The 24,127-nt window shown below is 64.7% G+C and carries 24 protein-coding genes and 1 pseudogene; 15 read left to right on the plus strand and 10 right to left on the minus strand.

Annotated features, from left to right (window positions below):
• The first annotated feature begins 67 nt into the window (after positions 1 to 67).
• Together AC0L3U_RS26965 and AC0L3U_RS26970 are read left to right on the plus strand one after the other, a co-directional pair.
• A complete protein-coding gene (locus AC0L3U_RS26965; protein WP_473363859.1) occupies positions 68 to 2,143 on the plus strand; it encodes a methyl-accepting chemotaxis protein in 2,076 nt (691 codons plus the stop codon).
• A gap of 117 nt (positions 2,144 to 2,260) precedes the next feature.
• The gene (locus AC0L3U_RS26970) at positions 2,261 to 2,992 is read left to right on the plus strand and encodes a sulfite exporter TauE/SafE family protein (RefSeq protein ID WP_473293012.1); all 732 of its coding nucleotides are present in this window, start codon (positions 2,261 to 2,263) and stop codon (positions 2,990 to 2,992) included.
• Between the two features lie 7 nt (positions 2,993 to 2,999).
• Here AC0L3U_RS26970 and AC0L3U_RS26975 read toward each other — a convergent pair whose 3' ends face one another.
• The 3 genes from AC0L3U_RS26975 to AC0L3U_RS26985 form a co-directional block, all read right to left on the minus strand.
• On the minus strand, positions 3,000 to 4,982 hold the full coding sequence (locus tag AC0L3U_RS26975; protein WP_473363913.1) for a carbohydrate porin: 1,983 nt from the start codon (positions 4,980 to 4,982) through the stop codon (positions 3,000 to 3,002).
• Positions 4,983 to 5,378: 396 nt separating this feature from the next.
• Positions 5,379 to 5,642 (minus strand): hypothetical protein, encoded by a 264-nt coding sequence (locus tag AC0L3U_RS26980; protein WP_007597808.1) that lies wholly within the window; start codon positions 5,640 to 5,642, stop codon positions 5,379 to 5,381.
• 139 nt (positions 5,643 to 5,781) lie between these two features.
• Complete coding sequence (locus AC0L3U_RS26985) at positions 5,782 to 6,588, minus strand: creatininase family protein (RefSeq protein ID WP_473363860.1); 807 nt, start codon at positions 6,586 to 6,588, stop codon at positions 5,782 to 5,784.
• 138 nt (positions 6,589 to 6,726) lie between these two features.
• On the opposite strand from AC0L3U_RS26985, the gene AC0L3U_RS26990 reads away from it, so the two are divergent.
• The 5 genes from AC0L3U_RS26990 to AC0L3U_RS27010 are packed head-to-tail and all read left to right on the plus strand — an operon-like array spanning position 6,727 to position 11,086.
• A complete protein-coding gene (locus tag AC0L3U_RS26990) occupies positions 6,727 to 7,749 on the plus strand; it encodes an ABC transporter substrate-binding protein (protein ID WP_026233942.1) in 1,023 nt (340 codons plus the stop codon).
• 10 nt (positions 7,750 to 7,759) lie between these two features.
• Complete coding sequence (locus AC0L3U_RS26995) at positions 7,760 to 8,590, plus strand: ABC transporter ATP-binding protein (protein WP_473363861.1); 831 nt, start codon at positions 7,760 to 7,762, stop codon at positions 8,588 to 8,590.
• The gene (locus AC0L3U_RS27000) at positions 8,587 to 9,405 is read left to right on the plus strand and encodes an ABC transporter permease (protein ID WP_473363862.1); all 819 of its coding nucleotides are present in this window, start codon (positions 8,587 to 8,589) and stop codon (positions 9,403 to 9,405) included. Before AC0L3U_RS26995 ends, AC0L3U_RS27000 begins: the two co-directional genes overlap by 4 nt.
• Complete coding sequence (locus AC0L3U_RS27005) at positions 9,405 to 10,394, plus strand: 2-hydroxyacid dehydrogenase (RefSeq protein ID WP_007604945.1); 990 nt, start codon at positions 9,405 to 9,407, stop codon at positions 10,392 to 10,394. Before AC0L3U_RS27000 ends, AC0L3U_RS27005 begins: the two co-directional genes overlap by 1 nt.
• Positions 10,394 to 11,086 (plus strand): protease inhibitor Inh/omp19 family protein, encoded by a 693-nt coding sequence (locus AC0L3U_RS27010; RefSeq protein WP_473363863.1) that lies wholly within the window; start codon positions 10,394 to 10,396, stop codon positions 11,084 to 11,086. The genes AC0L3U_RS27005 and AC0L3U_RS27010 overlap by 1 nt, the downstream gene beginning before the upstream one ends.
• A gap of 67 nt (positions 11,087 to 11,153) precedes the next feature.
• On the opposite strand, the gene AC0L3U_RS27015 is transcribed toward AC0L3U_RS27010, so the two are convergent.
• Positions 11,154 to 12,542 (minus strand): peptidoglycan-binding protein, encoded by a 1,389-nt coding sequence (locus AC0L3U_RS27015; RefSeq protein ID WP_473363864.1) that lies wholly within the window; start codon positions 12,540 to 12,542, stop codon positions 11,154 to 11,156.
• A gap of 248 nt (positions 12,543 to 12,790) precedes the next feature.
• Here AC0L3U_RS27015 and AC0L3U_RS27020 point away from each other — a divergent pair, with 248 nt between their 5' ends.
• Together AC0L3U_RS27020 and AC0L3U_RS27025 are read left to right on the plus strand one after the other, a co-directional pair.
• Positions 12,791 to 13,165 carry a hypothetical protein gene (locus tag AC0L3U_RS27020; protein ID WP_456767263.1) on the plus strand — a complete coding sequence of 125 codons (375 nt, stop codon included), beginning with the start codon at positions 12,791 to 12,793 and terminating at the stop codon, positions 13,163 to 13,165.
• A 161-nt stretch (positions 13,166 to 13,326) separates the two neighbouring features.
• On the plus strand, positions 13,327 to 13,644 hold the full coding sequence (locus AC0L3U_RS27025; RefSeq protein WP_473265082.1) for a glycine zipper domain-containing protein: 318 nt from the start codon (positions 13,327 to 13,329) through the stop codon (positions 13,642 to 13,644).
• A gap of 32 nt (positions 13,645 to 13,676) precedes the next feature.
• Here AC0L3U_RS27025 and AC0L3U_RS27030 read toward each other — a convergent pair whose 3' ends face one another.
• Entirely contained in the window at positions 13,677 to 14,588 is a 912-nt protein-coding gene (locus tag AC0L3U_RS27030; protein WP_473363865.1) for a DMT family transporter, read from the minus strand.
• Positions 14,589 to 14,754: 166 nt separating this feature from the next.
• Between AC0L3U_RS27030 and AC0L3U_RS27035 the strand changes: the two genes are divergently transcribed.
• The 3 genes from AC0L3U_RS27035 (at position 14,755) to AC0L3U_RS27045 (ending at position 16,467) form a co-directional block, all read left to right on the plus strand.
• Positions 14,755 to 15,174, plus strand: a complete 420-nt coding sequence (locus AC0L3U_RS27035; protein WP_473363866.1) for a nuclear transport factor 2 family protein — start codon at positions 14,755 to 14,757, stop codon at positions 15,172 to 15,174.
• An 11-nt stretch (positions 15,175 to 15,185) separates the two neighbouring features.
• Complete coding sequence (locus tag AC0L3U_RS27040; RefSeq protein WP_473363867.1) at positions 15,186 to 15,698, plus strand: DUF3237 domain-containing protein; 513 nt, start codon at positions 15,186 to 15,188, stop codon at positions 15,696 to 15,698.
• 79 nt (positions 15,699 to 15,777) lie between these two features.
• On the plus strand, positions 15,778 to 16,467 hold the full coding sequence (locus AC0L3U_RS27045) for a TetR family transcriptional regulator C-terminal domain-containing protein (RefSeq protein WP_473363868.1): 690 nt from the start codon (positions 15,778 to 15,780) through the stop codon (positions 16,465 to 16,467).
• Positions 16,468 to 16,517: 50 nt separating this feature from the next.
• Here AC0L3U_RS27045 and radC read toward each other — a convergent pair whose 3' ends face one another.
• The 3 genes from radC to AC0L3U_RS27060 form a co-directional block, all read right to left on the minus strand.
• The gene (gene radC / locus AC0L3U_RS27050; RefSeq protein ID WP_473363869.1) at positions 16,518 to 17,231 is read right to left on the minus strand and encodes a RadC family protein; all 714 of its coding nucleotides are present in this window, start codon (positions 17,229 to 17,231) and stop codon (positions 16,518 to 16,520) included.
• A 107-nt stretch (positions 17,232 to 17,338) separates the two neighbouring features.
• Positions 17,339 to 18,157 carry a type I methionyl aminopeptidase gene (map, locus tag AC0L3U_RS27055; protein WP_018460078.1) on the minus strand — a complete coding sequence of 273 codons (819 nt, stop codon included), beginning with the start codon at positions 18,155 to 18,157 and terminating at the stop codon, positions 17,339 to 17,341.
• A gap of 128 nt (positions 18,158 to 18,285) precedes the next feature.
• A complete protein-coding gene (locus AC0L3U_RS27060; RefSeq protein ID WP_473363914.1) occupies positions 18,286 to 19,602 on the minus strand; it encodes a mechanosensitive ion channel family protein in 1,317 nt (438 codons plus the stop codon).
• Positions 19,603 to 20,037: 435 nt separating this feature from the next.
• On the opposite strand from AC0L3U_RS27060, the gene AC0L3U_RS27065 reads away from it, so the two are divergent.
• The 3 genes and pseudogenes from AC0L3U_RS27065 to AC0L3U_RS27075 all read left to right on the plus strand — a co-directional run.
• Positions 20,038 to 21,831, plus strand: coding sequence for a potassium/proton antiporter (locus AC0L3U_RS27065; protein WP_473363870.1), 1,794 nt, complete (start codon positions 20,038 to 20,040; stop codon positions 21,829 to 21,831).
• Between the two features lie 325 nt (positions 21,832 to 22,156).
• Positions 22,157 to 22,417: a PepSY domain-containing protein gene (locus AC0L3U_RS27070; RefSeq protein WP_085352012.1), complete on the plus strand. Its 261-nt coding sequence runs from the start codon at positions 22,157 to 22,159 to the stop codon at positions 22,415 to 22,417.
• Positions 22,418 to 22,435: 18 nt separating this feature from the next.
• Positions 22,436 to 22,606 (plus strand): annotated as a pseudogene (locus AC0L3U_RS27075) (GntR family transcriptional regulator); the annotation flags it as partial.
• 160 nt (positions 22,607 to 22,766) lie between these two features.
• Here the strand turns inward: AC0L3U_RS27075 and modC are convergent.
• Together modC and modB are read right to left on the minus strand one after the other, a co-directional pair.
• Positions 22,767 to 23,429, minus strand: coding sequence for a molybdenum ABC transporter ATP-binding protein (modC, locus tag AC0L3U_RS27080; RefSeq protein ID WP_247463567.1), 663 nt, complete (start codon positions 23,427 to 23,429; stop codon positions 22,767 to 22,769).
• Positions 23,430 to 23,431: 2 nt separating this feature from the next.
• Positions 23,432 to 24,127 (minus strand): molybdate ABC transporter permease subunit, encoded by a 696-nt coding sequence (modB, locus tag AC0L3U_RS27085; RefSeq protein ID WP_473363871.1) that lies wholly within the window; start codon positions 24,125 to 24,127, stop codon positions 23,432 to 23,434.

A 24,127-nucleotide genomic window follows, 5' to 3' on the forward strand; every position in this document is an offset into this window, starting at 1 on the left:
CTTAACGGGCTCTTAGCGGCAACCGGCTAAGTTTTCGGCATTTGCAGGAATGTATTCGGGGGATCAGATGCGGATCGGGAAGCTCTTTGCGCTGTCGATGCTGACGGTGACGGTGTTTGCAGTCATCCTTGGCGCCGAGGTGCTCATACCCCAGGCGCGCATCTTCACGAACCGCTCCGACGCGATCAAGACGGTCGACGCCTTTGGCGCGACCCTGATGGTCAGTCAGCACGTTGCCGGCCTTCGTGCTCCCTACATTTCCCCGATCTTCCAGGAGAATTCTGCGACGCAGGTCCAGATCGAAGCCGCCGCGAAGGCCGCGAAAGCGGTCGATGCCGCATTCGAGGGGGCCAGGCGTGCCATCATGTTGCTGGATGATTCCGGACCGATGATCGAAAACCTGGACCGTACCGCGCGGCGGCTCAAGGACATCACCACGGCGGCAGACCGCGCGATGAGCCTTCCCCTGGCGGCACGCGACAGCGCTGTGGTCAAGGGCTTCCTTCCGGGCGTTGCCGAGGTCATCGGCAATATCGAGCCGATCATGAACCGGCTCGAAGCGAAGGTCATCAATGCTGATTCCTCGCTTGCGGCGCTGCTGAGCCTGGCGCGAACGGCGCAGGATCTGCGCGTCTCGGCCGGCAGCCGCGCCGCCACGCTGTCCCCTGCGCTGAGCGCACGCCGACCGCTCACGGCTCCCGAATTCTCGCTGATGGATCGTATGCAGGGGCGTGTCGAGGCCGACCGCGAGCGCATCGAGGCCGGCATCGACGAACTCGGAAGCCCGCCCCGCATCGCCACGGCGCTGAGGGCGGCGACGGATTCCTATTTTGGGAAAGCAGCCGCTGCCGTGGACAAGGAGATGCCCGCGGCACGTGGCGACGGCAAGTACGGCATCAATGCCGAAGAGCTGGCCACAGTCATTGTGCCCGCCATCCAGATGTTCTACGGCGTGCGCGATGCCGCGCTGGCCGAAGCGGCCGAGCGCGCCTCGGCCGCGCGCGACGGCGCGTTGGCGATGTTCGCGCTCGCGGGCGTGGCGGTGCTGGCATTGCTGGGGACGCTCGGTGGCGTGACCATGATGCTGCGCCGGCGCGTGGTGACGCCGCTGAGCCGGCTCGCGGACGTGATCGCAACGCTTGCCGCCGGACAGCACGAGGTCGAGATTCCCGTGACCGGCCGCAATGACGAGATCAGCCAGGTGGCGGGCTCGCTCCAGCACTTCAAGGACTCGCTCTCCGCCAAGAAGGCCGCCGACGAGGCCGCCGCGGTCGAAGCCGAGGCGAAACTCCGGCGCAGTCAGCGCATGGACCAGATCGCGCGCGATTTCGAAGCGTTGATCGGCGACGTCATCAACACGGTGTCGTCGGCGTCGTCGGAGCTGGAAGTGTCGGCGGGAACGCTGACGAGCACCGCCGATCAATCGGAAAAGGTCACCGCGACGGTCGCGGCCGCCTCCGAGCAGGCCTCCAGCAACGTGCAGACCGTTGCCGCGGCTGCGGAGGAAATGGCGTCCTCGGTCGACGAGATCGGCCGGCAGGTCCAGGACTCCGCGCGCGTGGCCAGCGAAGCGGTGCAGCAGGCAGCGCGGACCAACGACTATGTCGGCGAGCTCGCCAAGGCTGCGGGCCGGATCGGCGACGTGGTCGAGCTCATCAGTCAGATCGCGGGCCAGACCAATCTTCTGGCGCTCAATGCCACGATCGAGGCGGCGCGCGCCGGCGAGGCCGGGCGCGGCTTCGCCGTGGTCGCCTCAGAGGTCAAGGCGCTGGCCGAGCAGACCGCCAAGGCCACCGGCGAGATCAGCCAGCAGATCACGGGAATCCAGAGCGCGACAGAGGATTCCGTCGGCGCCATCAAGTCGATCAGCGACACCATCACCCGCATGTCCGAGATCGCATCGGCGATCGCCTCCGCGGTCGAGGAGCAGGGCGCGGCGACGCGGGAGATTTCCCGCAACGTGCAGCAGGCGGCACGCGGCACCCAACAGGTCTCCGCCAGCATCGTCGACGTGCAGCGCGGCGCGAGCCAGACCGGATCGGCCTCCTCCACCGTGCTCGCGTCAGCGAAGTCGCTGTCCGGCGAGAGCAGCCGCCTCAAGGTCGAGGTCGGGAAGTTCCTGGATGCGATCCGGGCCGCCTAAGAAGGTCATTGTGAAGGGAAGCGGCTTCACCTAGACTCGCACCACCGGGGATGTTGCAGCCTCCCCGTGAAGTGGTGATCCCACGCAAGCGCTGCTCGCTGACGTTTGGAGCGAGCAATGGATGGGATCACAATCGAACTACCGCTTTTCCTGTTGGCCACCTTTGCCGGTGCATTCGTCGCCGGCCTATCCGGCTTTGCCTTCGGCCTCGTCGCGGCATCGCTGTGGCTTTATGTGCTGACGCCGCTTCAGAGCGCCAGCCTGATCGTCGGCTTCGGCCTCCTGGTGCAGGGCTACTCGGTCTGGAAGCTGCGCAGCGCGCTCGACTGGCGCCGGCTATGGCCCTTCATGATCGGTGCCGTCGTGGGCGTGCCGGTCGGCGTGTCACTCCTGACTTCGGCCGATCCCAAGAGCGTCCGCATCGCAGTTGGAGCGATCCTGATCGTCTACAGCCTCTATGCGTTCTTCAGGCCAAAGCTCAAGGTCGCGACCATCGTGCCGCCGGCCGCCGACATGACCATTGGTTTCGTCAACGGCCTGCTCGGCGGGCTGACTGGCCTTGCCGGCATCATCGTCACCATCTGGTGCAATCTGCGCGGCCTGCCCAAGGAGGTCCAGCGCGCCACGTTCCAGCCCGTCGCAGTCGTGGTGTTCGCCACGGCGGCACTCTTCCTGGGCGCCAAGGGAGCGCTGACGTTCGAGACCGCAAAGCTGTTCGCGCTCGGCCTGCCGTTTCTCTTCGCGGGAACGTGGCTCGGGCTGAAACTGTTCGGCCGCATCGATGAGGCCACGTTCCGCAAGATCGTGCTTGCGCTGCTGTTGGTCTCGGGCGTCGCGCTGCTGTTCTGAGCCGCGCTCAGAACTCGCCGTGCAGCCGTCCCGAGAATACCGACACCGGGCCGCGATCAGCGTTGTAGGCAGGGTTGACGATCAGCTGGTAGTCGGCGGTGAGGGTGAGACTCTTGTTCAGCGCGTAGGCGTAATAGGTTTCGAGGATGCGCTCGCGGCGGTAGTTGAGCGCGCCATCGCCGATGAGAACACCGAGGCCGCCGGCGGCCAGGAAGTCGCGATAATCCTGCGAGATGGCATTGATGGCGCCACCGACGCCGATCACGTCATCGGGCCGGCCCCATTTCGTGCCCTTGATCGAAAGACCACCGGACAGGCTGCGGTGAATGTCGGTGAAGGCCAGCGTCTCGGTCTTGCCGTCATTCCAGCTCCAGCGGCCGAACAGCCCGACATCGTCGGTGATCGCCTGCTCGAGGTTGAGCACATAGCCATACTTCAGACGGCCGCGCCGGGTCTGCGCGATGTCGAGGTTAAGCGCGGGATTGTTCAGCGTCTCGCGGAAGCTGCCCATATTGGCGCTGTCGAGCCAGCCTATGGTCCTGAGCTTGCCGGGCTGGCCGAACAGCGAGAAGCGCGTTTCGAGCTCGAGCACGTACTGGCCGCGCTCGCCGACCCTGGTGTCGAAATGATTCGAATTGGACTCGGAGACCATCAGGAAGTAGCCGCCGCGCAACGCCCACTGCTTCTGGTTCAGCTCGGCGGTGACGCCGTAGGTGAGGCCAACCTTGTCGGCGGAATAGTCGAAGGCGCCTGGCGCCCACAGCGACCAGTTCATGAAGTCCTTGCGGGTGTCCTTGGCGTAGGCGTTGCCATCGAACACGTCGATCACCGGGAATTTGCCGGCCTGCACCGTGAGCCTGGAAACATCGACCTTCTGTCCGAGCTGCAACTGGCCGCTCGCGAGCTCTTCCTGCTCGCCGCCAAAGCCGAACGTCTGGCGCACGAACAATCGCGATGTGTTGTAGTGCGGATAGGGAAAGTTCGACTTCTGCGCTTCGCCGTTGGGGAAACCGGCCGCGCCGACGGTGTCGTTCAGTCCAAATCCCTGCAGCAGTTCGGGATTATAATAGACCTCGCCGCCGTCCCACAGCTTTGCATTCAGGAACAGGCTGTTGCTCCAGGTCGCCTTGGCCTGCCTTGATGGCGAGAGCGAATTCGGCCCGGTGTAGAGCGCGGGGAATGACGGATAGCCTTGCGGCAGATACGTGCTCTGGCCGTGGATCTCCCAGCGATCCGATTCCGTGTCGATTAGCGAGCCGATCCCCGAACCTTTGGGATCGTAGCTCGGCATGCCCGGCCAATCGACCTTGCGGTTGAGGCCGAGCCGGACCGACTGGAAGTCGAGCGACGACGAATTGTACTGGGCGCCGGTGGAGAAGACGACATTGGCGCCGTCGAAGCGGCTGTAGAGATATTCGACCCGCGCGCTCCAATGCGGCGCGAAGCCGTATTCGAGGCCGCCACCGGCGATCCAGCCGGGCCGCGTGTTCAGGATTTTCGGGACTGCTTCGCCTCCGGCCGGCGTGTCGAAATAGCGCTCGCCCATCCATGCAAAGCCGCCGGTGGCGTAGACCAGCCATGGGCCGCTGGTGTAGCCGACGCGGCCGCGCAGGCTCGCGGTGTAGTCCCATTGCTGCGTGACGGTGTTGGCGGGTGTCGCCAGAAAGGACACGATCGAGTTGGAGGTGATGTAGTTCGGAAACGAGAAATCGCCTTCAACGCCAACAAGCCAACCGGAATTGAGCCGGTAATTGTAGCCGGCCTGCACGCCGCCGATCATGCCGCTGAAGACGCCGCTGTCGTTGATCCCGGTGCCGTCGTTCAGCGCGAAGCGCGACGAGCCGAGGCTGTAGCCGGCGTGCGCGCCGATATAGAGCCCGGTCCAGTCGTAGATCGCTTTCAGCGCAGGTGCCTTCAGCGGCAGATCGGCCGCGCGGCTGGTGGCGGGCAAAGCCAAGACGCCCGAGGCAATCGCCGCGGCCGTCCGCAAATACCTGTAACGGTGACCCCTCAACGTCAAAACGCACGCCCCCAAAGCGAGTGTGTCCACTCGCCGCACTATCCCTGCCGATTCGCGGCGACCCTGTCATCAGGATTAGGTGCTCTGCGGTCGGTCGAGATGATCTCGATCCGGCGCGACTTCTTCCCAAGCCCCTGAACCTGTTGCCAACGTTATTGCGATTAATTCGCAATAGCAACTAGTGCAGATTGCCGCAGGGGATGGTTCGCACCGCTGTGTGACGGGACTGCAACAAATTCCCGAGGCGCTAAAACAGTTGACCCCGCCCGGGGGGACATCCGGGCGGGGTCGGGGGCACGACACGGGGTGGATGAGGCGCCCGTGTCGGACGCAGGATCCACGTGAGATCGGCCTCAGGGCCTCAAATCAGAAGCAGGTACGAACGCGGCCGACGTACTGGCCAAAGGCGTTGTACTGGGCGGCCCAGCCGCAGCGGTGATAGCCGTTGTAATAGGGGTCGTTGCTGGCGGCGATCGCGGAGCCGACGACAGCGGCGGTGGCGATGCCCAGGCCGACGCCGACGCCCCAGCCGAGCGGCTTGGCTTGCGCCTGCGAGGTGGTGGCGACGACGCTGCCGGTCAGGGTGAGCGCGGTGAGGGCAACTGCAAAAATCTTGGTCTTGATCGACATGTGAAACTCCATCCGGGTTGAGGCGGTCCGTTGTGGCCCGCGTACCGAGTTGGACGGAGGCTCCGCGCGTCCGGTTCGAAACCGGCAAAAGCGGAGGTCGAGTCTGGCTCTTTCCCGAATGTTTCCAGGAGGATAGGCGCTAACCGAGAGGGCCTTTGGCGAGCCTGTTCACGTCGAAGTTATCAACCTCGGCAAGCAGCTCGCAAAAAGCGCGGGCGCCCTGGTCGATCAGCCGCTCGCCTTTCGCGGCGACGGCTAGCGTCGCATTGCCGATAGCGCCACTTGGGTTGAGATCCTGCGCCTGCCAGGCGAACGGTGCGGGTCGCTGCGTCGACAGCCAGCGATATTGTTGCTCCATCGCAATGCTGCTCGCGGGAAAATCCGCGATCGCATCAACGCGCACCTGATCGGGATAGCGGGCCAGCATGATCGAGGTCTCGACTGCACCGCCGTGGATGCCGTGCCGTACTTCGTCGGCCGGGAACAGCTGGTCCGCGCCCGACAGCCGCGACCACGACGTGGTCACCACGAACAGCTTCTGATGAGCGCGAAGATCTTGCGCGATCAGCATCATGGCCGCGCTGTTGCCGCCATGGCTGGTGATGATGACGAGCTTCTTCAATCCGCGGCGCGCGATGTCTTCGCCGATCGCGGTCCATTTTTTCAACGCGATGTCGGTCGGCAGCGTCTGCGTGCCCGGATAGTCGATATGCTCGGTGGAAATCCCGATCGGTTCAACGGGCAGGAAACTGGCCGGAGCGCTCTCGGGCAGGAGCTCGCGCACCCGCGCCAGATAGGCGTCGGCGATCAGCACGTCAGTCTCGAGCGGCAGATGCGGGCCGTGCTGCTCGGTCGCCGCCAGCGGCAGCACTGCGATCCAGCGCGACACCTCGGCGGGGCTGGCATCGGCCCAGCGGATCTCGGTCCAGTCGCGGGAAGGCGTCATCAAGGTTTCTTTGCCCGAATTTGTCACGTAATTTGGGTTATCAGGGGACGCGGGCCAGGCCGGCTCGCGTCCCTGAATGTCTTGCGGTTTTATCGCGTTGCTTGGACATCGGCTAGAAGCGATCGACGGAGTCCCATCATGAGCCCTTCTCATCTGCGGCGAGCCTTAACGGCGGGCTTGATGGCCGCTTTCGTCTCGGTCGTCCCGGCGCGCGCCGAAACCCTGGACAAGGTCATGTTCGGCACCAATTGGGTGGCCGAGGCCGAGCATGGCGGCTTCTTCCAGGCGGTCGCCGACGGCACCTACAAGAAATATGGGCTGGACGTCACCATCGTCCCCGGCGGGCCCAACGAGAACAACCGGATGCTGCTGATCGCCGGCAAGATCGATTTCTTCATGGCCGCGAACACGCTGATGTCGTTCGACGCGGTCGCCAATAACGTCCCGGTCGTCACGATCGCCGCGGTCTTCCAGAAGGATCCGCAGGTGATGCTGACGCAGCCCGATGCCAAGGTCGCCAAGATCGAGGACCTCAAGCCGCTGACGCTGTTCGTCTCCAAGGAGGGCATGACCAGCTATTTCCAGTGGCTCAAATCCGAATACGGTTTCAGCGAGAAGAACGTTCGCCCCTATAATTTCAATCCGCAGCCCTTCATCGCCAATCCCAAGAGCGCGATGCAGGGTTACGTCACCTCCGAGCCCTTCGCGGTCGAGAAGGCCGCCGGCTTCAAGCCCAACGTGCTGCTGCTCGCCGATTACGGCTTCAACACCTATTCGACCCTGATCGAGAGCCGCCGCGACGTGGTCGAGAAGAAGCCCGACCTGGTGCAGCGCTTCGTCGATGCCTCCATGGTCGGTTGGTACAATTACATCTACCGCGACAATTCCGCGGGCAACGCCATGATCAAGAAGCTCAATCCGGAAATGACCGACGAGCTGCTCGCCTATTCCGTCGCCAAGATGAAGGAGTACGGCATCGTTGATTCCGGCGATTCGCTGAAGAACGGTATCGGCGCGATGAGCGACGAGCGCTACACCTCCTTCTTCAACAAGATGGTGAAGGCGGGCGTCGTGAAGGCAGACCTCGATTTCCGCAAATCCTATACGCTGCGTTTCGTCAACAAGGGCGTCGGCGCCGAGCTGCGCCCGAGCAAGCCGTAGCGCAAGGCCGATGTCATCAGTCCAAACGTCGGCGGCGGTCGAGACCGGCCTGACGGCCCTTGCCGTCAGCCTGCGCGGCGTGACGAAGACGTATGACAACGGCGTGCTGGCGCTCGGCCCGCTCGATCTTGCGGTGCGCAAGGGCGAGTTCATTTCGCTGCTGGGACCGTCAGGTTGCGGCAAATCCACCGCGCTGCGGCTGATCGCCGAGCTCAGCGCGCCATCGTCAGGAATCGTGAGGCTGGCGCGTCGCGAGGGCGGACCCCAGCCAGGTCTTGTTCAACCAGGTCATGGCATCGGCTTCGTGTTTCAGGAGCCGACCCTGATGCCCTGGACCAGCGTGCGCGAGAACGTGCGGCTGCCGCTGAAGCTCGCAGGCGTTCCGAAGGCGGAAGCGCGCACGCGTGCCGATGAGGCGCTGGCGAGCGTCGGGCTTGGCGATTTCGCCGACGCCTTTCCGCGCGAGCTCTCTGGCGGCATGAAGATGCGGGTGTCGCTGGCGCGCGCGCTCGTCACCGATCCTGATATCCTCCTGATGGATGAGCCGTTCGCGGCGCTCGACGAAATCACGCGCTTCCGCCTCAATGATGATTTGCTTGCGCTGTGGCGCAGGCTCGGCAAGACCGTCATCTTCGTCACGCATTCGGTGTTCGAATCCGTCTATCTGTCGCAGCGCGTGGTGGTCATGACGGCGCGGCCGGGCCGCATCCAGGCCGACTTCCGCATCGAGACGGTCGAGCCGCGCGGCGAGGAGTTTCGCACTTCAGTCGCCTATTCCGATTATTGCCGGAAAGTGTCGGCGGCGCTGGCGCCGTCCTATGCAGGGCAGTCCACGCTATGAACGCGCAAGCTTCCGTCACTGCGAAGCCGTCCGGCGCAAGACGCGCGGTGCGCTTCGTGCTGCCCGTCATCGTGTTCGCGGCGGGACTGCTCGCCTGGGAGCTCGTGGTCCGCATCAAGGACATCCCGCCTTACGTGCTGCCGGCGCCCTCCGTCATTTTGCTGACGCTGATCAAGGATTGGGCGGTGCTGTCACAATCGCTCGCCGCGACGCTGCTGACCACGCTTGAAGGTTTTGTCGCCGCCAGCGTCGGCGGCATCGCGTTGGCACTGCTGTTCAACCAGTCCAAATGGGTGGAAGCATCGCTGTTCCCCTATGCCGTGGTGCTTCAGGTTACGCCGGTTATCGCGATCGCGCCGCTGCTACTGATCTATCTGGAGCAGCAGACCGCCGTCGTGGTCTGCGCCTTCATCGTCGCCTTTTTCCCGGTGCTGTCCAACACCACGCTCGGGCTCAATTCGGTCGATCGCAACCTCGCCGGCCTGTTCCAGCTCTATGGCGCCTCGCCGCAGCAAACCCTGCGCTTTCTCAAGCTGCCAGCGGCGCTGCCTTACATTCTCGGCGGCCTGCGCATCGCCGGTGGCCTGTCGCTGATCGGCGCGGTCGTGGCCGAGATCGCGGCGGGAACGGCCGGGGCCGGGTCCGGGCTCGCCTACAGGATCGCGGAATCCGGCTACCGATTGAACATACCCCGCATGTTCGCAGCGCTGCTGCTGTTGTCGCTGGCCGGGATTGTCATCTATGGGGTGCTGGCGCTAGTTTCCCACCTCGTTTTACGGCGCTGGCACGAGAGCGCGCTTGGAAAGGACAACTGATGACCACCGGTTCGATTTCGTCCGAAAAGATCGACCTTCTGATTTATGGGCCGGTCCGGCCGATCCTCGAGAACGGGTTTTCCGATCATTTTGTCGTGCACAAGGCGGAGACGCGGGGCGATCTCGAGCGGCTGACGCCGGCCATCCGCGAAAAGATCCGCGGCGTGGCGGTGACCTATCACACCGTGCGCGCCGACCGGGATTCGCTGTCGCAATTGCCCAAGATCGAGATGGTGGCGAGCTTCGGCGTCGGCTACGACCACGTTGACGCCAAATACGCCGCCGAGCACAACATCATCGTCACCAACACGCCAGACGTGCTGACCGAGGAGGTCGCCGACGTCGCGATGGGCCTTCTGATCTCCACGGTGCGTGAGTTCATCAAGGCCGATCGTTATGTGCGCTCCGGTCTCTGGCAGACCCAGAACTATCCGCTCAGCGTCGGCTCGCTCCGCGACCGCAAGGTCGGCATCGTCGGCATGGGCCGGATCGGACAGGCGATCGCGCGCCGGCTCGACGCCTCGCTGGTGCCGGTGGTCTATCACACCCGCAATCCGTCCAAGGACGTCTCCTACAAGCACTATCCCGACCTGATCGAGATGGCGAAGGCGGTGGACACGCTGATGGTGATCGTGCCCGGTGGCGCTTCGACCAACAAGATGATCAATGCCGAGGTGCTGAAGGCGCTCGGCCCGCGCGGTGTGCTGGTCAACGTCGCGCGCGGCTCGGTGATCGACGAGCCGGCTCTGGTCCAGGCGCTCAAGTCCGGCACCATCCTCGCCGCCGGTCTCGACGTGTTCGCGGCCGAGCCGAACGTGCCGGACGAGCTCAAGACCATGCAGAACGTGGTGCTGCTGCCGCATATCGGCTCGGCGTCGGTGGTGACGCGGAACGCGATGGACCAGCTCGTGGTCGACAATCTCAAGTCCTGGTTCTCAGGCAAGGCGCCGTTGACGCCGGTTGCGGAAACGCCTTTCAAGGGGCGCTGATGAGAGTTCTTCGGGTCGTTGCATTCGCCGTCGCGGCCTCCTTGGCCGCGATCGGCATCGCGCAGGCGCAGGATACGACGACCCTGAAGAAGGAGATGCCCGGGCAGTGGGAGCTCTCGACCACCGAGCGCAGCAAGACCTGCGTCGTCACGCTCAAGGCCGACACTGCTGCTCAAGGCTTCAAGCTCGAGCTGGAGCCGGCCTGCAAGGCCGCGCTGCCCTTCACCAAGGACATCGTCGCCTGGAGCGTCAGGGGTCTCGACATCGTCCGCTTGCAGGATGCGAGCGGTGAAGCGGTGATCGACTTCACCGAGGTCGAGGCCGGCATCTTCGAAGGTCTGCGGCAGGGCGAGGGCGTCTACATCCTGCAGGACCTCGCCGCCGCCCGCTCGATGGCGAAGTCGATGGACCAGATGATCGGCGACTGGTCGATCGTGCGCGGCAACGGCCAGCCGGTCTGCGGGCTGACGCTGACCAACACGGAGGCCGGGCCGGACAATTTCCAGGTCTTCCTCAAGCCGAAATGCGACGCGGCCATTGCGCAGTTCAACCCGACGCAATGGCGGCTCGAGCGCGGCCAGATCATCCTGCTGTCGAAGGCCGGCGAGGTCTGGCAGTTCGAGGCCGACGACAACGCGCAATGGCGGCGCGTCCCCGACACCGCCGATCCCCTGATCATGCTGCGTCAGTAGGCGCCGCGAAACGCGACCTCATCCTGAGGGCCCGCCATAGGCGGGCGTCTCGAAGGATGGCCGCAGACTACGTCGTCGGCTTGGGCGGCGGCGCGGTGCCTTGGGCCCACTTCTCCATCTTGCCGAGCACGCCCCAGGCCGTGAGCGCCAGCGAGATCGGCATCGCGAACTGCCCGAGGCCCGGCACCGCCGACACCAGCGTCCCGAGCAACCCGGCAAGACCGCCCGCGTTGGGGCTCGCCGTCACCGAGGAGAGCAGCGCCGTGATCAGCGAGCCGCCGATGCCGAGCGCAGTTTTCTTGCCGTCGAGCATCTTGCCGATGGTGTCGCCGAGCGCACCATTGACCTGGCCGAGGACGGGCTTGTCGTCTCGGTTGAGCAAGGTGCCGAGCAGGTCGACGACCTGCTTCAACTGATCGACGGGGGCGGGGCTGGTCGGGGTGAGGGGTCCTGGCATGGGAGCTGTCTTGTTGACGAGGGAGAAGAGCCGTTCGAACAGGCTGATCGGATCATTGGTGGCGGGCAGCGTATTGCCCGATGTCGTCGTTGCCGGGATCACGGCGCCGACCGGTGGCCGCAGCAATTGCGCGAGATCCTCCAGCCGCTTCATGATCCTGGACACATCGCCGCTCGATCCGGTGGGGCGCGACTGCACAGCGCGGGTGAGGGCGGCGACCGTGGCGCCGTCGAGAAGTCCGGTATCCCTCAGGCCGTTCTGCTGCTGAAACCGCGAGACCGCGGTTCTGGTCTTCGGTCCGCTGATGCCGTCCTCGGCGAGCGGCGGATTGGCGCCGAGCTTGTTGAGCGCCTGCTGCATGAGAACGATCGTCGACGCGGCGTCGTCCTCTGGTTCGGCGCGGCTCGCAAATTGCGGGCTGCCGTCGAGGGCGATCGAAGGATCCAGCGACATCATCGCATGCAGGATTACAGCCGCGCCGAGCTGGGAATCGACATGGTTCGAATCAAACTCATGATCGCGCACGAATTTGCCGGCCCTTGCCTCGGGCGGGCCATACAGCGTCGAACCGCCATAGAGATAGGGCGAATTGCAGCCCTTGGCGTGATAGCCGAAGCCGTTGAACGCTTCGAGCCGAAACAGAATCCGCGCGATCCCCCAATCGTGAGCGCCGACGAAATTCTCGATCCTGAAGGCGTCCACGGCGCCGTCCACGAAGGTGGCAAACGGGCCGCGCCCTTTCGGAACGAGCGTCGTCACGCGATGAAGCGTTTCGCCGTTGCCGAGATAAGTGTCGAAATCGAAATTGGACTCGCGGTAGTGGCAGAGCGCAGCGAAATACCAGGGGACGCCGGTCAATCGCTCGATCTGCTGATAGGTCGCCTTGCCGTTGATGGCCTTGCGCGCGACCGCATTCGCGTCGGAGAGGCGTGACGGCCGGATCTCGAGATTGGCCCAATTCTGCTCGTATTCGCTTTTCAGACTCTCGAATGAAATCATTTTCCGCTCCCGCAATGAATTATCGCAACTCCGCGTCAGATGAGGTGAACCAAGTGCCGTGACAGGGCGTGAGCCCAGCGTGATCTCCCGCAAGTCTGGCAGGCCGCCGGCGCGGTGCGTGTGAAGTGGGTTACAGCCTCGCTGGGAAAATGAGCGGCACGATTGGGATCAGGGCGGCCGCCCGCGAGGGAACCGGCAGGGCCGCTGCTCCGTTAGCGAGACGAGGCAGTCCGGCCAAGGAGTCCTGCATGACCACGCGCGTCCTCGCGATCGGCATCGAGCCCGGCAACGCGGACTACAGCGCATTCCCGCAGCTCACGCCGGAACTCGTGCGCAACTATATCGATGCGCAGCTGCTGCGCCTGCGTGATCTCGGTTACGAGGTCACGAGTTGCCTGATCGATCTCGATGCCGCGGCGGAAGCCGCCGTCACGGCGACGTTGCGCGAGGAGAATTTCGACTGCATCGTGATCGGCGCGGGCCTGCGCGAGCCCAGGGAGCGCCTGCTGCTGTTCGAGAAGGTGCTCAACCTCGTCCACCGCCTGGCGCCCGACGCCGCGATCTGCTTCAACACCACGCCGGCCGACACCGCCGAGGCGGTGCAGCGCTGGATCGATGCTTGAGATGAATCGGCTGGCCCGCGGCGCGCGCGGCATGGCCTGAGCCGCCTTCCAGCCGAGCCTCCGACGCCACCGCGAGAAGTGCCGGGTCCCGGCGTGGTGATTCTTCTGGTCCGAATCCGGCTGCGGCGCTATGACTTGTCTGACCACAGGGGAGGGCGAGCATGCTTCGAGGTCTTCGCATTGGAAGTTTCGCTGTCGCGGCATGTCTGGCAGTCGTGATGGCGATGCCTCATGAGGCGGCAGCGCAGGACGCCATTGGCGGTGCCATCCTCGGCGGCGTCGGTGGAGCGATCGTGGGGGGCGCCATCGGCGGAGGCCGTGGCGCCGCCATCGGCGCCGTCGTCGGTGCCGGCACGGGCGCTGCAATCGCCTCCGAGGGCGAACGCCGCCGCTCCGGCTATTACGCCTATCAGCGCGGCTGCTACATGCAGCGCCGGGACGGCTCCTACGTTCCGGTCGATCCGCGCTATTGCTACTGAGCGATCGGCCCGATCGCGTTTGACGTTGGCGATCACAATCCATCGGGCGGCAGGCCGGTCGTGCTTGGCGCCACCGGTCGCGCCTGCGCGCGCTCGCGATAGAACGCGTAGAGACCGGACAGCACGATGATCGTCGCCCCCGTCCCCATCATGGTGTCGGGCCTGTCGCCGAACACCAGATAGCCGAACAGCATGGCCCATATCAGCGCGGAGTAGCGGAACGGTGCCACCGCCGAGATATCGCCTGTTCGCAGCGCCAGGATGATGCACTGATAGCCGATCAGGATCAGAACCGCGGCGAACGCCAACAGTGCGAGCGCATGGCCGGATGGCGGCGTCCAGCCGCCGAGCGGAACGACGATGCCGGCTCCGGCGATGGTAACGCTAACCGCGGTCAACAGGGTGACGAACAGCGATGGAATTGGCGCGGGTATTCGCTTGGTCGCGAGGTCGCGGATCGCGCAGAAAACGACCGAGATCAGCACGAGCAGGGAAAATTGGTTGAATCCCTCGCCCCCCGGGCGAACGATGATGAGAACGCCGATAAAGCCGGCCGTGATCGCCAGCCAACGCCGCCAGCCGACGGGTTCGTCGAACGTCAGGGCCGCACCAAGCGTGATGGCGAGTGGCAGCACCTGAAGGATCGCCGTGGCATTCGCCAGAGGCAAGTTCGCGATCGCCGCCAGCAACAATATCGTTCCACCGATTTCGCCGGCCACCCGTAGCATGACCGCCTTCATGATCAGCACGCGTAGCGGCCGCAGCGCCCGCTGATGCTTTGCGAGGGCTGCGATCAGCACCACCGCGAACAAGCCGCGCACCAGCATGATCTGACCGAAGTTCATCTCGGCGGACACCGCCTTGGTGATCGCGTCGTTGATGGTGAAAGCGGCCATGGCCGAAGCCATCAGCAGGCTTCCACGAATGTTCAGGGAAAGGACCAAATCGGTTTCCAGGCCGGACTATCTCGCGTCTGTGTCTTCAGACGAACGCCGGTAACGGTAACTTACCTGAGGCCTCGAATAAAACAATACGGTCGACCGTATTGACATGATGTTTTGTAGATCATAGGCTCGTGTACGAGTTCAACAATCCTTTGGAGGGTCGACCATGACGGCAACGACTGTGTTCAAAACCGCAGCCACCAAGTTTGACATCGCGGCGGTCGCGGAGCGCTATTTGGCCGCCTGGATAGCCCACGATCCGGCTGCCATCCTTGCTATGCATGCGCCGCAATCAACGTTTCAGGCGCACGGCCGGACCAACGTGATTCGTGGGATCGACGCATTGCGCACAGAGTTCACCCAGGTCTTCGAGCGCTATCCCGGTTTTGCCGCCGAGACGCATCGCCTCTTGTTCGGCGAGCGGCACTGGACGCTCGACTGGACACTGACATTCGAGCCAGCCGGCAAGACGCGCCGTGGATTTCGTGCGCTGGACGTTGTTGAGGTGGACGACGACGGACTTGTCACACGGAAGGACACGTTCTTCGATTTTGCGCAGGTCAAGGCAGCGTTCGAAGTCGCATGACGGAGGCGAGCATGACCAACGCAACTCTCGCCGCAAACCAGAGGAAACCGCTGTTCGACCGGGCGTTGATCGACGCGTTGCCGGTCGAGCATCTGTGCGATCTCAGCATCGATCTGGAATTGGGCCAGGTGATCTCGACTCCCCTCGGCACTCGGTTGACCTTTGTGGTCAAGGGCGGTCGCTTCGAAGGTCCACGCTTCCGGGGTGAAATGCTGCCGGGCGGCGGCGACTGGGTCTCCCTCGGCGCCGACGGCACCAGTCGCATGGACGTTCGCGCAACCATGCGCACCCGTGATGGTGTTCTCATCCATTATGAGTCGCATGGCGTCCTCAGGTACCCGCCAGATGGCCGTCAGCGTCTGGCGAAAGGCGAACGGTTGTCCTTCGACGAGAGCTATGTGCGGCCGACGCCCAGGTTCGAGACGTCAGACGAGCGCTATGCGTGGCTTTGTGGAATCGTGACCGTTGGCTACGGTGAGTACGGTCCGGGCCGCATCGATCATCGGATGTTTATCATCCTCTGAGCCTTGCGGCGAAGCAGCAGGTGGCCACATCGACTGCCGGATGTGCTAAGTCTCTGAGGATAGTGTTAGGATTGTACAAATGCGGGCGCCAAGGTCACCAAAAGTCAAGCCCGCGCGCAGCCCATTGACTTCGAGACTGGCCTCGCCGGACCGACTGCCTGTCGACGAGACCACGGACAAGCGACTGCTTCGCGGCCTGCGCTCGCGAAAATTGGTGTTGGCCCGGGCCGTCGATATCGCGTCCCTGGAAAGCCTGGAGGGCCTGAGTTTCGGGCGGCTTGCGACCGAAACCGGAATGAGCAAGGCCGGCATTCAAGCCTTGTTCGAAACCAAGCAGACCCTTCAGAAGGATACCTTCGCTTATGCCCTCGATATGTTTCGCGACTTCGTCGTTCGTCCCGCCGAAGCAAAACCGCAAGGCGTCCACAGATTTCGGGAGTTGATTGACCGATGGCTGCACTATGCCGAACGGCCGCTTTTCGCCGGCGGCTGTTTCTTCGCGGCCAACCTCACTCAACTTGACTCCCACCCAGGGCCGCTGCGCGACCTGGTGGCGGGCGCTCAAAGGGCATGGGTCGCTCGACTTTCCGCCGAGTTGAAACATGCGGTCAAGCAAAAGGACATCGTCAACTCGGATCCCGAGCTCTCCGCGTTCCAGATCGAAGCCGTCCTCCGTTCGGCGAACACCGCGTTCCGGCTCGGCGAGCCGACCGTTACGCGCAAGGTATGGCGCGTCGTGGACAGCTTCTTGACCGCCGCCGACAAGTAACGGTTATTCTGCGGTGCGCTGACCGCCGGGCCGCCGGTCTTTCGACATCGCTAGATCAGCCGCATCCCGCGCAAACTCGCATGGCCGCTCTTGCCGACGATGATGTGGTCGTGCACCGCAATCCCGAGCGGCTTTGCGATGTCGATGATCGCCTTGGTCATCTGGATGTCGGCCTGCGAGGGCGAGGGATCGCCAGAGGGGTGGTTGTGCACCAGGATCAGCGCGGTCGCGGACAATTCCAGCGCGCGCTTGATCACCTCGCGCGGATAGACCGGGGTGTGATCGATGGTGCCGGTCTGCTGCACCTCGTCGGCGATGAGCTGGTTGCGCTTGTCGAGGAACAGCAGGCGAAACTGCTCCTTGTCGGCGAACGCCATGCTGGTGCGGCAATAGTCGATCACCTCGTTCCAGGACGACAGCGCGTTGCGGCTGTTGACCCCGCCCTTGGCGACGCGATGCGCCGCCGCCGCGAGCAGCTTGAGCTGGTGGATCGCGGATTCGCCTATGCCGTCCACCTCGCGCAGGCGCGCCACCGGCGCATGCACGACCTCGGCAAACGAGCCGAAAATCTTGATCAGCGACTTCGCCAGCGGCTTGGTGTCACGCCGCGGCAGCGCCGGAAACAGCGCCATCTCCAAAAGCTCGTAGTCGCTGAGCGCGTCCGCTCCGGCGCTGTAGAAGCGCTCGCGCAGCCGTTCGCGATGGCCGAGATAGTGCGGCGCTTCTTCCGGCTTGCTCTTGTCGTGGTCGGGCTTGGCGGGCATCGGCCGCCAGCATTGCCGCGGATAATCGCTTTTGCAACCGTCAATTGCGGCAGCAGACCCGGTTCACGCCAGCCGGCGACCGCGCAGGTCAGCCGTCGGCCGCGCCCTCACCCGATCTGCTTCTCGCCGTGCCGCTCCGACAGCGTGAAGATCTCGACGCCGGTGGCGGTGACGCCGACGGAGTGCTCGAACTGCGCCGACAACGAGCGGTCGCGGGTCACGGCGGTCCAGCCGTCGGAGAGGATCTTCACATGCGGCTTGCCGAGATTGATCATCGGCTCGATGGTGAAGAACATGCCGGGCTTGAGCTGCACGCCCTCGCCGGGCCGGCCGATATGGATGATGTTCGGTTCGTCGTGGAACATGCGCCCGAGGCCATGGCCGCAGAAATCGCGCACCACGCTCATGGCCTGCGGCTCGACGAAACTCTGGATGGCGTGGCCGATGTCGCCGGTGGTGGCGCCGGGCTTCACCGCGGCGATGCCGCGCATCATCGCCTCATAGGTCACCTCGATCAGCCGCTCCGCCTTGCGCGCGATCGGGCCGACTGCATACATGCGGCTGGAATCACCGTACCAGCCGTCGACGATGAAGGTGACGTCGATGTTGACGATGTCGCCCTCTTTCAGCGGACGGTCGCCGGGCATGCCGTGGCAGACCACGTGGTTGAGCGAGGTGCAGGTCGAATAGCGGTAGCCGCGATACATCAGCGTCGCCGGATAGGCATTGTTGCTGAAGGCGAAGTCGCGGACGAATTGGTCGATGCGGTCGGTCGGAACGCCGGGCCCGACGATGTCGGTGAGCTCGTCGAGGCACTTCGCCACCAGCGCGCCCGCCTTGCGCATGCCGGCAAAGGCGCTTGGTCCATGCAGCTTGATCTGCCCGGTCTTGCGCAGCGAGGTATCGGTAGCTTCGACGTAGCTCATGCGGATGCGGTCTTCTCGGCACGGGGCCGGTATCGAGGTGGGCGCAAGGGTCTGATTTAAGGCCCTAATTTAATGATTGCGGGCCTGCATGCAAGCCGGGCCTGCCTGCCTTGCGCCTGAAAGCGGGCCTAATTCGGGACTTCTACGGTGGTTTCCACCGGCAGGGCGCCGCCGCGAATGCGGATTTCGCGGACGGGGTAGGGAACCCGGATGCCCTCGCGCTTGAAGGCCTCCCACAGCGCCAGCATCACGTCGCTCTTGACGTTGTCCATGCCGTCGGGGTCGGCGATCCAGAAGGTCAGCGAGAATTTCATCCCGGCTTCGGCGAATTCGGTCAGGATGCAATTCGGCGGCTTGCCCTTCTGTGCGCGCGGATGCGCGGCCGCGGTCTCGGCGGCGAGCTTGCAGACCAGCCGCGGGTCGGCGTCGTAATTGGTGCCGAAGGCGATCTTCACCAGCGTGTTCTTGTCGGTGTAGGTCCAGTTGACGACCTTTTGCGTCACCAGATCCTCGTTCGGCACCAGGAATTCGCGGCCATCGCCGGCGGCGACGGAAATATAGCGCGTCTTCATCGCGCTGATCCGCCCGGTGTTGTCGCCGATGGTGACGAGATCGCCGGGCTTCACCGATTTGTCGGCGAGCAGGATGATCCCAGAGATGAAATTGGCGACGATCTTCTGCAGGCCGATACCGATGCCGACGCCGACCGCGCCGGAGAACACCGCGAGCGCCGAGAGATCGATGCCGACCGTGCCGAGCGCGATCACGATCGCGACCGCAAGCAGGCCGATGCGGATGATCTTGACCAGCAACACCTGCACCGATGGCGTCAGATCGGTGGTCGAGTTGATCCGGCTCTCGGCGAAATTGCTGGCGATGTTGGTGAGCCAGAGCGCGATGAGCAGCAGCGCGCCGGCCTTGATCACCAGCAGCGGCGTCAGCCGCAGGCCGCCGAGCACGATGGCGAAGGAGTCGAGCAGGTCGACCGTCGCATCGAGCTGGCCCACGATCGAGAGCGCCGCGACGAACCAGGCCGTGATCGACACCAGCTTGACGATGAAGGCGTTGCGCAGCACCGAGGTCAAGAGCCGGACCGCGAGCCAGGCCAGGCCCAGCTTGGCGGCGACCATCAGGAGATAGCTGCGGCTCGGCCAGGTCGCGTGGTACATCACCACGCGGGAGACGATCACGAGCAGGGTGAACACGGCCGTCGAGGCGCTGGAGACCATCACTCGGGCGAAGTGCCGGAGCGGCAGCGGCCAGCGCATCGCCAGCGAGGTCATGTCGACGCGGCTGCGAACGGCGGCTTCCGCGGCATAGGCGATGCCCGCCGCGGCCAGAATGAGCCCGAATTGCAGGTAGAACCAGGGCGAGGAGATTTCCGCCCCGACGCTGCGCGCGGTGGTCTGCACGAACTCCATGAAGTCTTTGAGGTCCATGTCTATCGGTCTCGTCGGGGAGCGGGCGGGAGGCATTGATTCGAGCGCGCCGGAGAATCCCACAAAGGGCGCGGCCGGACCACCGATACACCGCTAAGTGAAGTGCGTTAAGGCCGCAAAATGCGGGCAGATTGCCGCGAGCGGGAGAAAATGGGTTGGCGTGCAGGGGCGGCGACGATAAGGATGCTGAAGCGCATGTTTTCGAGACGGGCAAATCTGTTGGTCGCGGCACACTTCACCTCGCCCCGCTTGCGGGGAGAGGTCGAAATTCAAGCGCAGCTTGAATTTCGGGTGAGGGGGACTCTCCGCGAGTCCCACTGTCACCAGCCCCGCGGAGGCTCCCCCTCACCCCACCCTCTCCCCGCAAGCGGGGCGAGGGAGTACCCGGCCGGTGGCCCCCTGACTGAAATCGTCGATCTCCCGGAGTAACCGCAGCACCGCATGGCTTCCCTCGACACTGTCAGCCTCGCCATATTGCTCGGCGCCGTCCTGGTGTTGGCCGGGATCCTGTCAAGCCTGCTTGCGCTGCGCTTCGGCGCGCCCCTTCTGCTCGTCTTCCTCGCGATTGGCATGCTCGCGGGCGATTCCGGTCCCGGACAGCTGCAGTTCGACGACGTCCGAACCACCTATCTGGTCGGCTCGGTCGCGCTCGCACTGATCCTGTTCGACGGCGGCTTGCGGACCCGCTTTGCCAGCATCCGCACCGTGCTTGCGCCTTCCATGGTGCTCGCGACCGTCGGCGTGCTGCTGACCGCGCTGATCACGGCACCGTTCGCAAAATATGCGCTCGACCTCAACTGGACGGAGTCGCTGCTGGTCGGCGCCGTGGTAGCCTCGACTGACGCGGCCGCAGTGTTCCTGCTGGTGCATACCCAGGGCCTGCGCCTGCGCCCGCGCGTCGGCGCGACGCTGGAGGTGGAATCCGGCACCAACGATCCCTTCGCGATCTTCCTCACCCTGATGCTGGTCGAATACATCTCGCTGGGAACGGGCACGGCCGCGCACGTGGTGATGGAGTTCGCCCAGGAGGCCGTGCTGGGCGCCGTCGTCGGGGTGATCGGCGGGCGTCTGGTCGTCATCGCGCTCAACAAGGTCGCGCTGCCGCAGGGCCTCCATGCGCCGTTCGTCACCACCGCCGCGCTCGTCATCTTCGGCGGCTCGCAGATCATGCACGCCTCGGGCTTCCTCGCGGTCTATCTCGCCGGCATCATCATCGGTAACCGCCCGACGCGCGCGCATAATTCGGTGGTGGCCTTCCTGGACGCCGCGACCTGGCTGGCGCAGATCGTGATGTTCGTGCTGCTCGGCCTGCTGGTCTCGCCGAGCCGGCTCGGCGGCAGCGTGCTGCCGGCGGTGGGGATCGCATTCGTCCTGATGCTGGTGGCGCGGCCGATCGCGGTGTTCGTCTGCCTGGCGCCGTTCCGCTTCAACTGGCGCGAAAAGATCTTCATCGCCTGGACCGGCCTGCGCGGCGCGGTCGCGATCTTCCTGGCCTCGATCCCGATGCTGGTCGGGCTGTCCAAGGCCTATCTCTATTTCGACGTCGCCTTCGTCGTCGTCATCATCTCGCTCCTGCTGCAGGGCTGGACCCTGGGGCCGGCCGCGCGCAAGCTGCATGTGGCGCTCCCGCGCGCCGAGCGCGGCCCGCGCCGTGTCGAACTGGACTTGCCTGGGCAGCTTGAGCAGCAGCTCGTCGGCTATCCGGTGCGGTCCAAGAGCCTGTATTTTCGCCGCGGCCTGATCCCGTCCTGGTCGAAGCCGACGCTGGTGATCCGCAAGGAGAGCATCTTGACGCCGGCGGAAGCCGAGCCGATCGCGCCCGGCGATTACATCTACCTGCTGGCGCCGCCGGAAAAGGCCGAATCGCTCGACCGCTTCTTCGTCGACATGCAGCCGAGCTCGGCGCCGGACCCGCATCTGCTGGGGGACTTCATGGTCTCCGGCGAGCACACGCTCGCCGAGCTGGCGGAGATCTACGGCGTGGAGGTCGGCGAGGACGAGCGCGGGCACACGCTCGCTGATTATTTCGACGTCCATCTCGACCGCGCACCGAAAGAGGGCGCGGAGCTCGTGCTGGATCCGATCGTGCTTGTTGCGCGCTCGATCTCCGGTGGCAGAGTCAACGTCGTCGGCCTGCGCCTGCCGGAAGACGAGGAAACGCCCGCGCCGCTGACGCGTATGCAGGCGCTGCGGCGCAAGCTCGCGGATTTATGGACCTCGGTGGCCGGGGTCTAGCGGCGTTTCGCGCGTCGTGGCCGTGAGAATCGTTGAAGCGATATGCCTCCCCGATGTCGTCCTGGCGAAAGCCAGGACCCATAACCACCGTCAGCTGTTTTGCGAATGCTGGTGGTGACGATCTGCCCCCACCCACTCTCCTCCCTGGGGTAATGGGTCCTGGCTTTCGCCGGACGACGGCGGAGAGCGATGGCGACAACGCTGGAATCGCCACCAAATCGCCGCAACCGCCGAAGATTTGCGCGTCTTCGTGACCGCTGCTCCCGGAACGCTCCGCGATGCCGCTCGTTCTTAGCGGCGTAAACGCATCCGACAGGAGTAATCCATGCGAAAGCTCATCTTGCCGGCCATCGTCGCGATCGGGCTCGGATCGGCCGCGCCCGCGATGGCCTATGACACCGGCGATCAGATCTCGATGCAGGTCGCGCTCGACGTCGCCACCGACATCGGCGTCATGACCGTCTCGCACACCGAGTTCCTCGGCGACGAATGGCAGATCGAAGGCCGTGATCGCGCCGGCCGCTGGATGGAGGTCGATGTGGACGCGCGATCGGGTGAGGTGCGCAACGTCGATCGCGGCTGGTAGTGGCGGGTCTCGGTAGCAGAGCGCGCCGCCGCAACGCACGGGGACCGCGCCGCCTCGGTTCGGCTGTCGGGCGCGCTCCACGTTCATCTCGTCGAGGCGCTCGGCAATTCTGAGCTGACGCACTTCCTCGCCGATCTGCTCAGCCGATCCTCGGTGATGGTCTCGGTCTACGAGCCCGCCCCAACGTCGTCCTGGCGAAAGCCAGGACCCATTACCCGGGGAGTAGTTTTGCGAACACCGGCAGTTACGTTTCTTCGCTGGTACGCACACCACCTGCCGCTGATAGATCACGCGGTATGGGTCCCGGCCTTCGCCGGGACGACGGCGGTGGGTGTGACGGCCAGTATGGCTACGTCAGCACCTTCACCCCGCCGAACGACGTCACGCGGCCCTGCTTCAGCATCACGATCTGCGTCGCGAGCTGGCGCAGCTCGGCGACGTCGTGACTGACATAGACCATGGGGACATTGGCCTCATCGCGCAGCCGCACCAGATAGGGTAGGATCTCCAGCTTGCGGCCCTCGTCGAGTGCGCCGAGCGGCTCGTCGAGCAGCAGCAGGCGCGGCCTCGACAGCAGCGCGCGACCGAGCGCGACGCGCTGGCGCTCGCCGCCGGAGAGCTTTCCGGGGCGGCGACCCTGCAGCGCGCCGATGTCGAGCAGCTCGATGACGCGCTTGTGCTGCGCCGGGTCGGGCGCGAGGCCGTTCATTCGCCTGCCATAGTCGAGATTTTGCGCGACGTTGAGATGCGGAAACAGCCGCGCATCCTGGAACACATAGCCGATGCGGCGCCGCCAGGTCGGCACATGAATGCCGGCCGCGCTGTCGTCGACGGTCTCGCCGTCGATCACGATGGTGCCGCGGTCGGGCCGCAGCAGCCCCGCGATCATGTTGACCAGTGAGGTCTTGCCGGCGCCCGACGCTCCGAACAGTCCGATGACGCGGCCTTCGCTCGCGAAGGACGCGGACAGCGAGAACTCGCCGAGCTGCTTTTCGATGTCGACACGCAGCATGGTCAATTCCCGTGCAGGCGCGCGGTGGCGCGGCGGGCGAACCATTCGGCGGCAATCAGCGCGCCGAGCGCCAGTACGAGCGAGACGATCACGAGCCGTCCCGCGGCGGCGTCGCCGTCCGGGGTCTGGATCAGCGAATAGATCGCGGACGAAATCGTCTGGGTCTCGCCGGGAATGTTGGAGACGAAGGTGATGGTGGCACCGAACTCGCCGATCGCTTTGGCAAAACCCAGCACCATGCCGGCGAGCACGCCGGGCAGCGCCAAGGGCAGCGTCACCGTGAAAAACACTTTGAAAGGAGTGGCGCCCAGCGTCTCGGCGGCCTGCTCGAGCCGGCGGTCGATCGCCTCGATCGACAACCGCATCGGGCGCACCAGCAGCGGAAACGCCATCAAGCCGCAGGCAAGCGCGGCACCGGTCCAGCGGAAGGCGAAGACGATGCCGAGATGGTCCGCCAGGAAACCGCCGACGAGGCCGCGGCGGCCGAAGGTCAGCAGCAGCAGATAGCCGGTGACGACCGGCGGCAGCACCAGCGGCAGATGCACCAGCGCATCGAGCACCGACTTGCCCCAGAAATCACGCCGCGCGAGCAGCCAAGCCAGCGCAATGCCGAACGGCGTTGCCACCAGCGTCGCGATCACGGCAACCCTGAGCGAGAGCAGGATCGCCGTCCATTCGGCGGGAGAGATGTCGAGCAT

Source organism: Bradyrhizobium sp. Kon69 (assembly GCF_055807515.1).

Coding starts and splice junctions, on each gene's coding strand:
- AC0L3U_RS27025 (WP_473265082.1), top strand. CDS start 13,327: ATGCTTCGAGGTCTTCGCATTGGAAGTTTCGCTGTCGCGGCATGTCTG.
- AC0L3U_RS26965 (WP_473363859.1), top strand. CDS start 68: ATGCGGATCGGGAAGCTCTTTGCGCTGTCGATGCTGACGGTGACGGTG.
- AC0L3U_RS27065 (WP_473363870.1), top strand. CDS start 20,038: ATGGCTTCCCTCGACACTGTCAGCCTCGCCATATTGCTCGGCGCCGTC.
- AC0L3U_RS27045 (WP_473363868.1), top strand. CDS start 15,778: ATGCGGGCGCCAAGGTCACCAAAAGTCAAGCCCGCGCGCAGCCCATTG.
- AC0L3U_RS26980 (WP_007597808.1), bottom strand. CDS start 5,642: ATGTCGATCAAGACCAAGATTTTTGCAGTTGCCCTCACCGCGCTCACC.
- AC0L3U_RS27000 (WP_473363862.1), top strand. CDS start 8,587: ATGAACGCGCAAGCTTCCGTCACTGCGAAGCCGTCCGGCGCAAGACGC.
- AC0L3U_RS27070 (WP_085352012.1), top strand. CDS start 22,157: ATGCGAAAGCTCATCTTGCCGGCCATCGTCGCGATCGGGCTCGGATCG.
- AC0L3U_RS26995 (WP_473363861.1), top strand. CDS start 7,760: ATGTCATCAGTCCAAACGTCGGCGGCGGTCGAGACCGGCCTGACGGCC.
- radC (WP_473363869.1), bottom strand. CDS start 17,231: ATGCCCGCCAAGCCCGACCACGACAAGAGCAAGCCGGAAGAAGCGCCG.
- AC0L3U_RS27035 (WP_473363866.1), top strand. CDS start 14,755: ATGACGGCAACGACTGTGTTCAAAACCGCAGCCACCAAGTTTGACATC.
- AC0L3U_RS26990 (WP_026233942.1), top strand. CDS start 6,727: ATGAGCCCTTCTCATCTGCGGCGAGCCTTAACGGCGGGCTTGATGGCC.
- AC0L3U_RS27005 (WP_007604945.1), top strand. CDS start 9,405: ATGACCACCGGTTCGATTTCGTCCGAAAAGATCGACCTTCTGATTTAT.
- AC0L3U_RS26985 (WP_473363860.1), bottom strand. CDS start 6,588: ATGACGCCTTCCCGCGACTGGACCGAGATCCGCTGGGCCGATGCCAGC.
- map (WP_018460078.1), bottom strand. CDS start 18,157: ATGAGCTACGTCGAAGCTACCGATACCTCGCTGCGCAAGACCGGGCAG.
- AC0L3U_RS27015 (WP_473363864.1), bottom strand. CDS start 12,542: ATGATTTCATTCGAGAGTCTGAAAAGCGAATACGAGCAGAATTGGGCC.
- modB (WP_473363871.1), bottom strand. CDS start 24,127: ATGCTCGACATCTCTCCCGCCGAATGGACGGCGATCCTGCTCTCGCTC.
- AC0L3U_RS27010 (WP_473363863.1), top strand. CDS start 10,394: ATGAGAGTTCTTCGGGTCGTTGCATTCGCCGTCGCGGCCTCCTTGGCC.
- modC (WP_247463567.1), bottom strand. CDS start 23,429: ATGCTGCGTGTCGACATCGAAAAGCAGCTCGGCGAGTTCTCGCTGTCC.
- AC0L3U_RS26970 (WP_473293012.1), top strand. CDS start 2,261: ATGGATGGGATCACAATCGAACTACCGCTTTTCCTGTTGGCCACCTTT.
- AC0L3U_RS27020 (WP_456767263.1), top strand. CDS start 12,791: ATGACCACGCGCGTCCTCGCGATCGGCATCGAGCCCGGCAACGCGGAC.
- AC0L3U_RS27040 (WP_473363867.1), top strand. CDS start 15,186: ATGACCAACGCAACTCTCGCCGCAAACCAGAGGAAACCGCTGTTCGAC.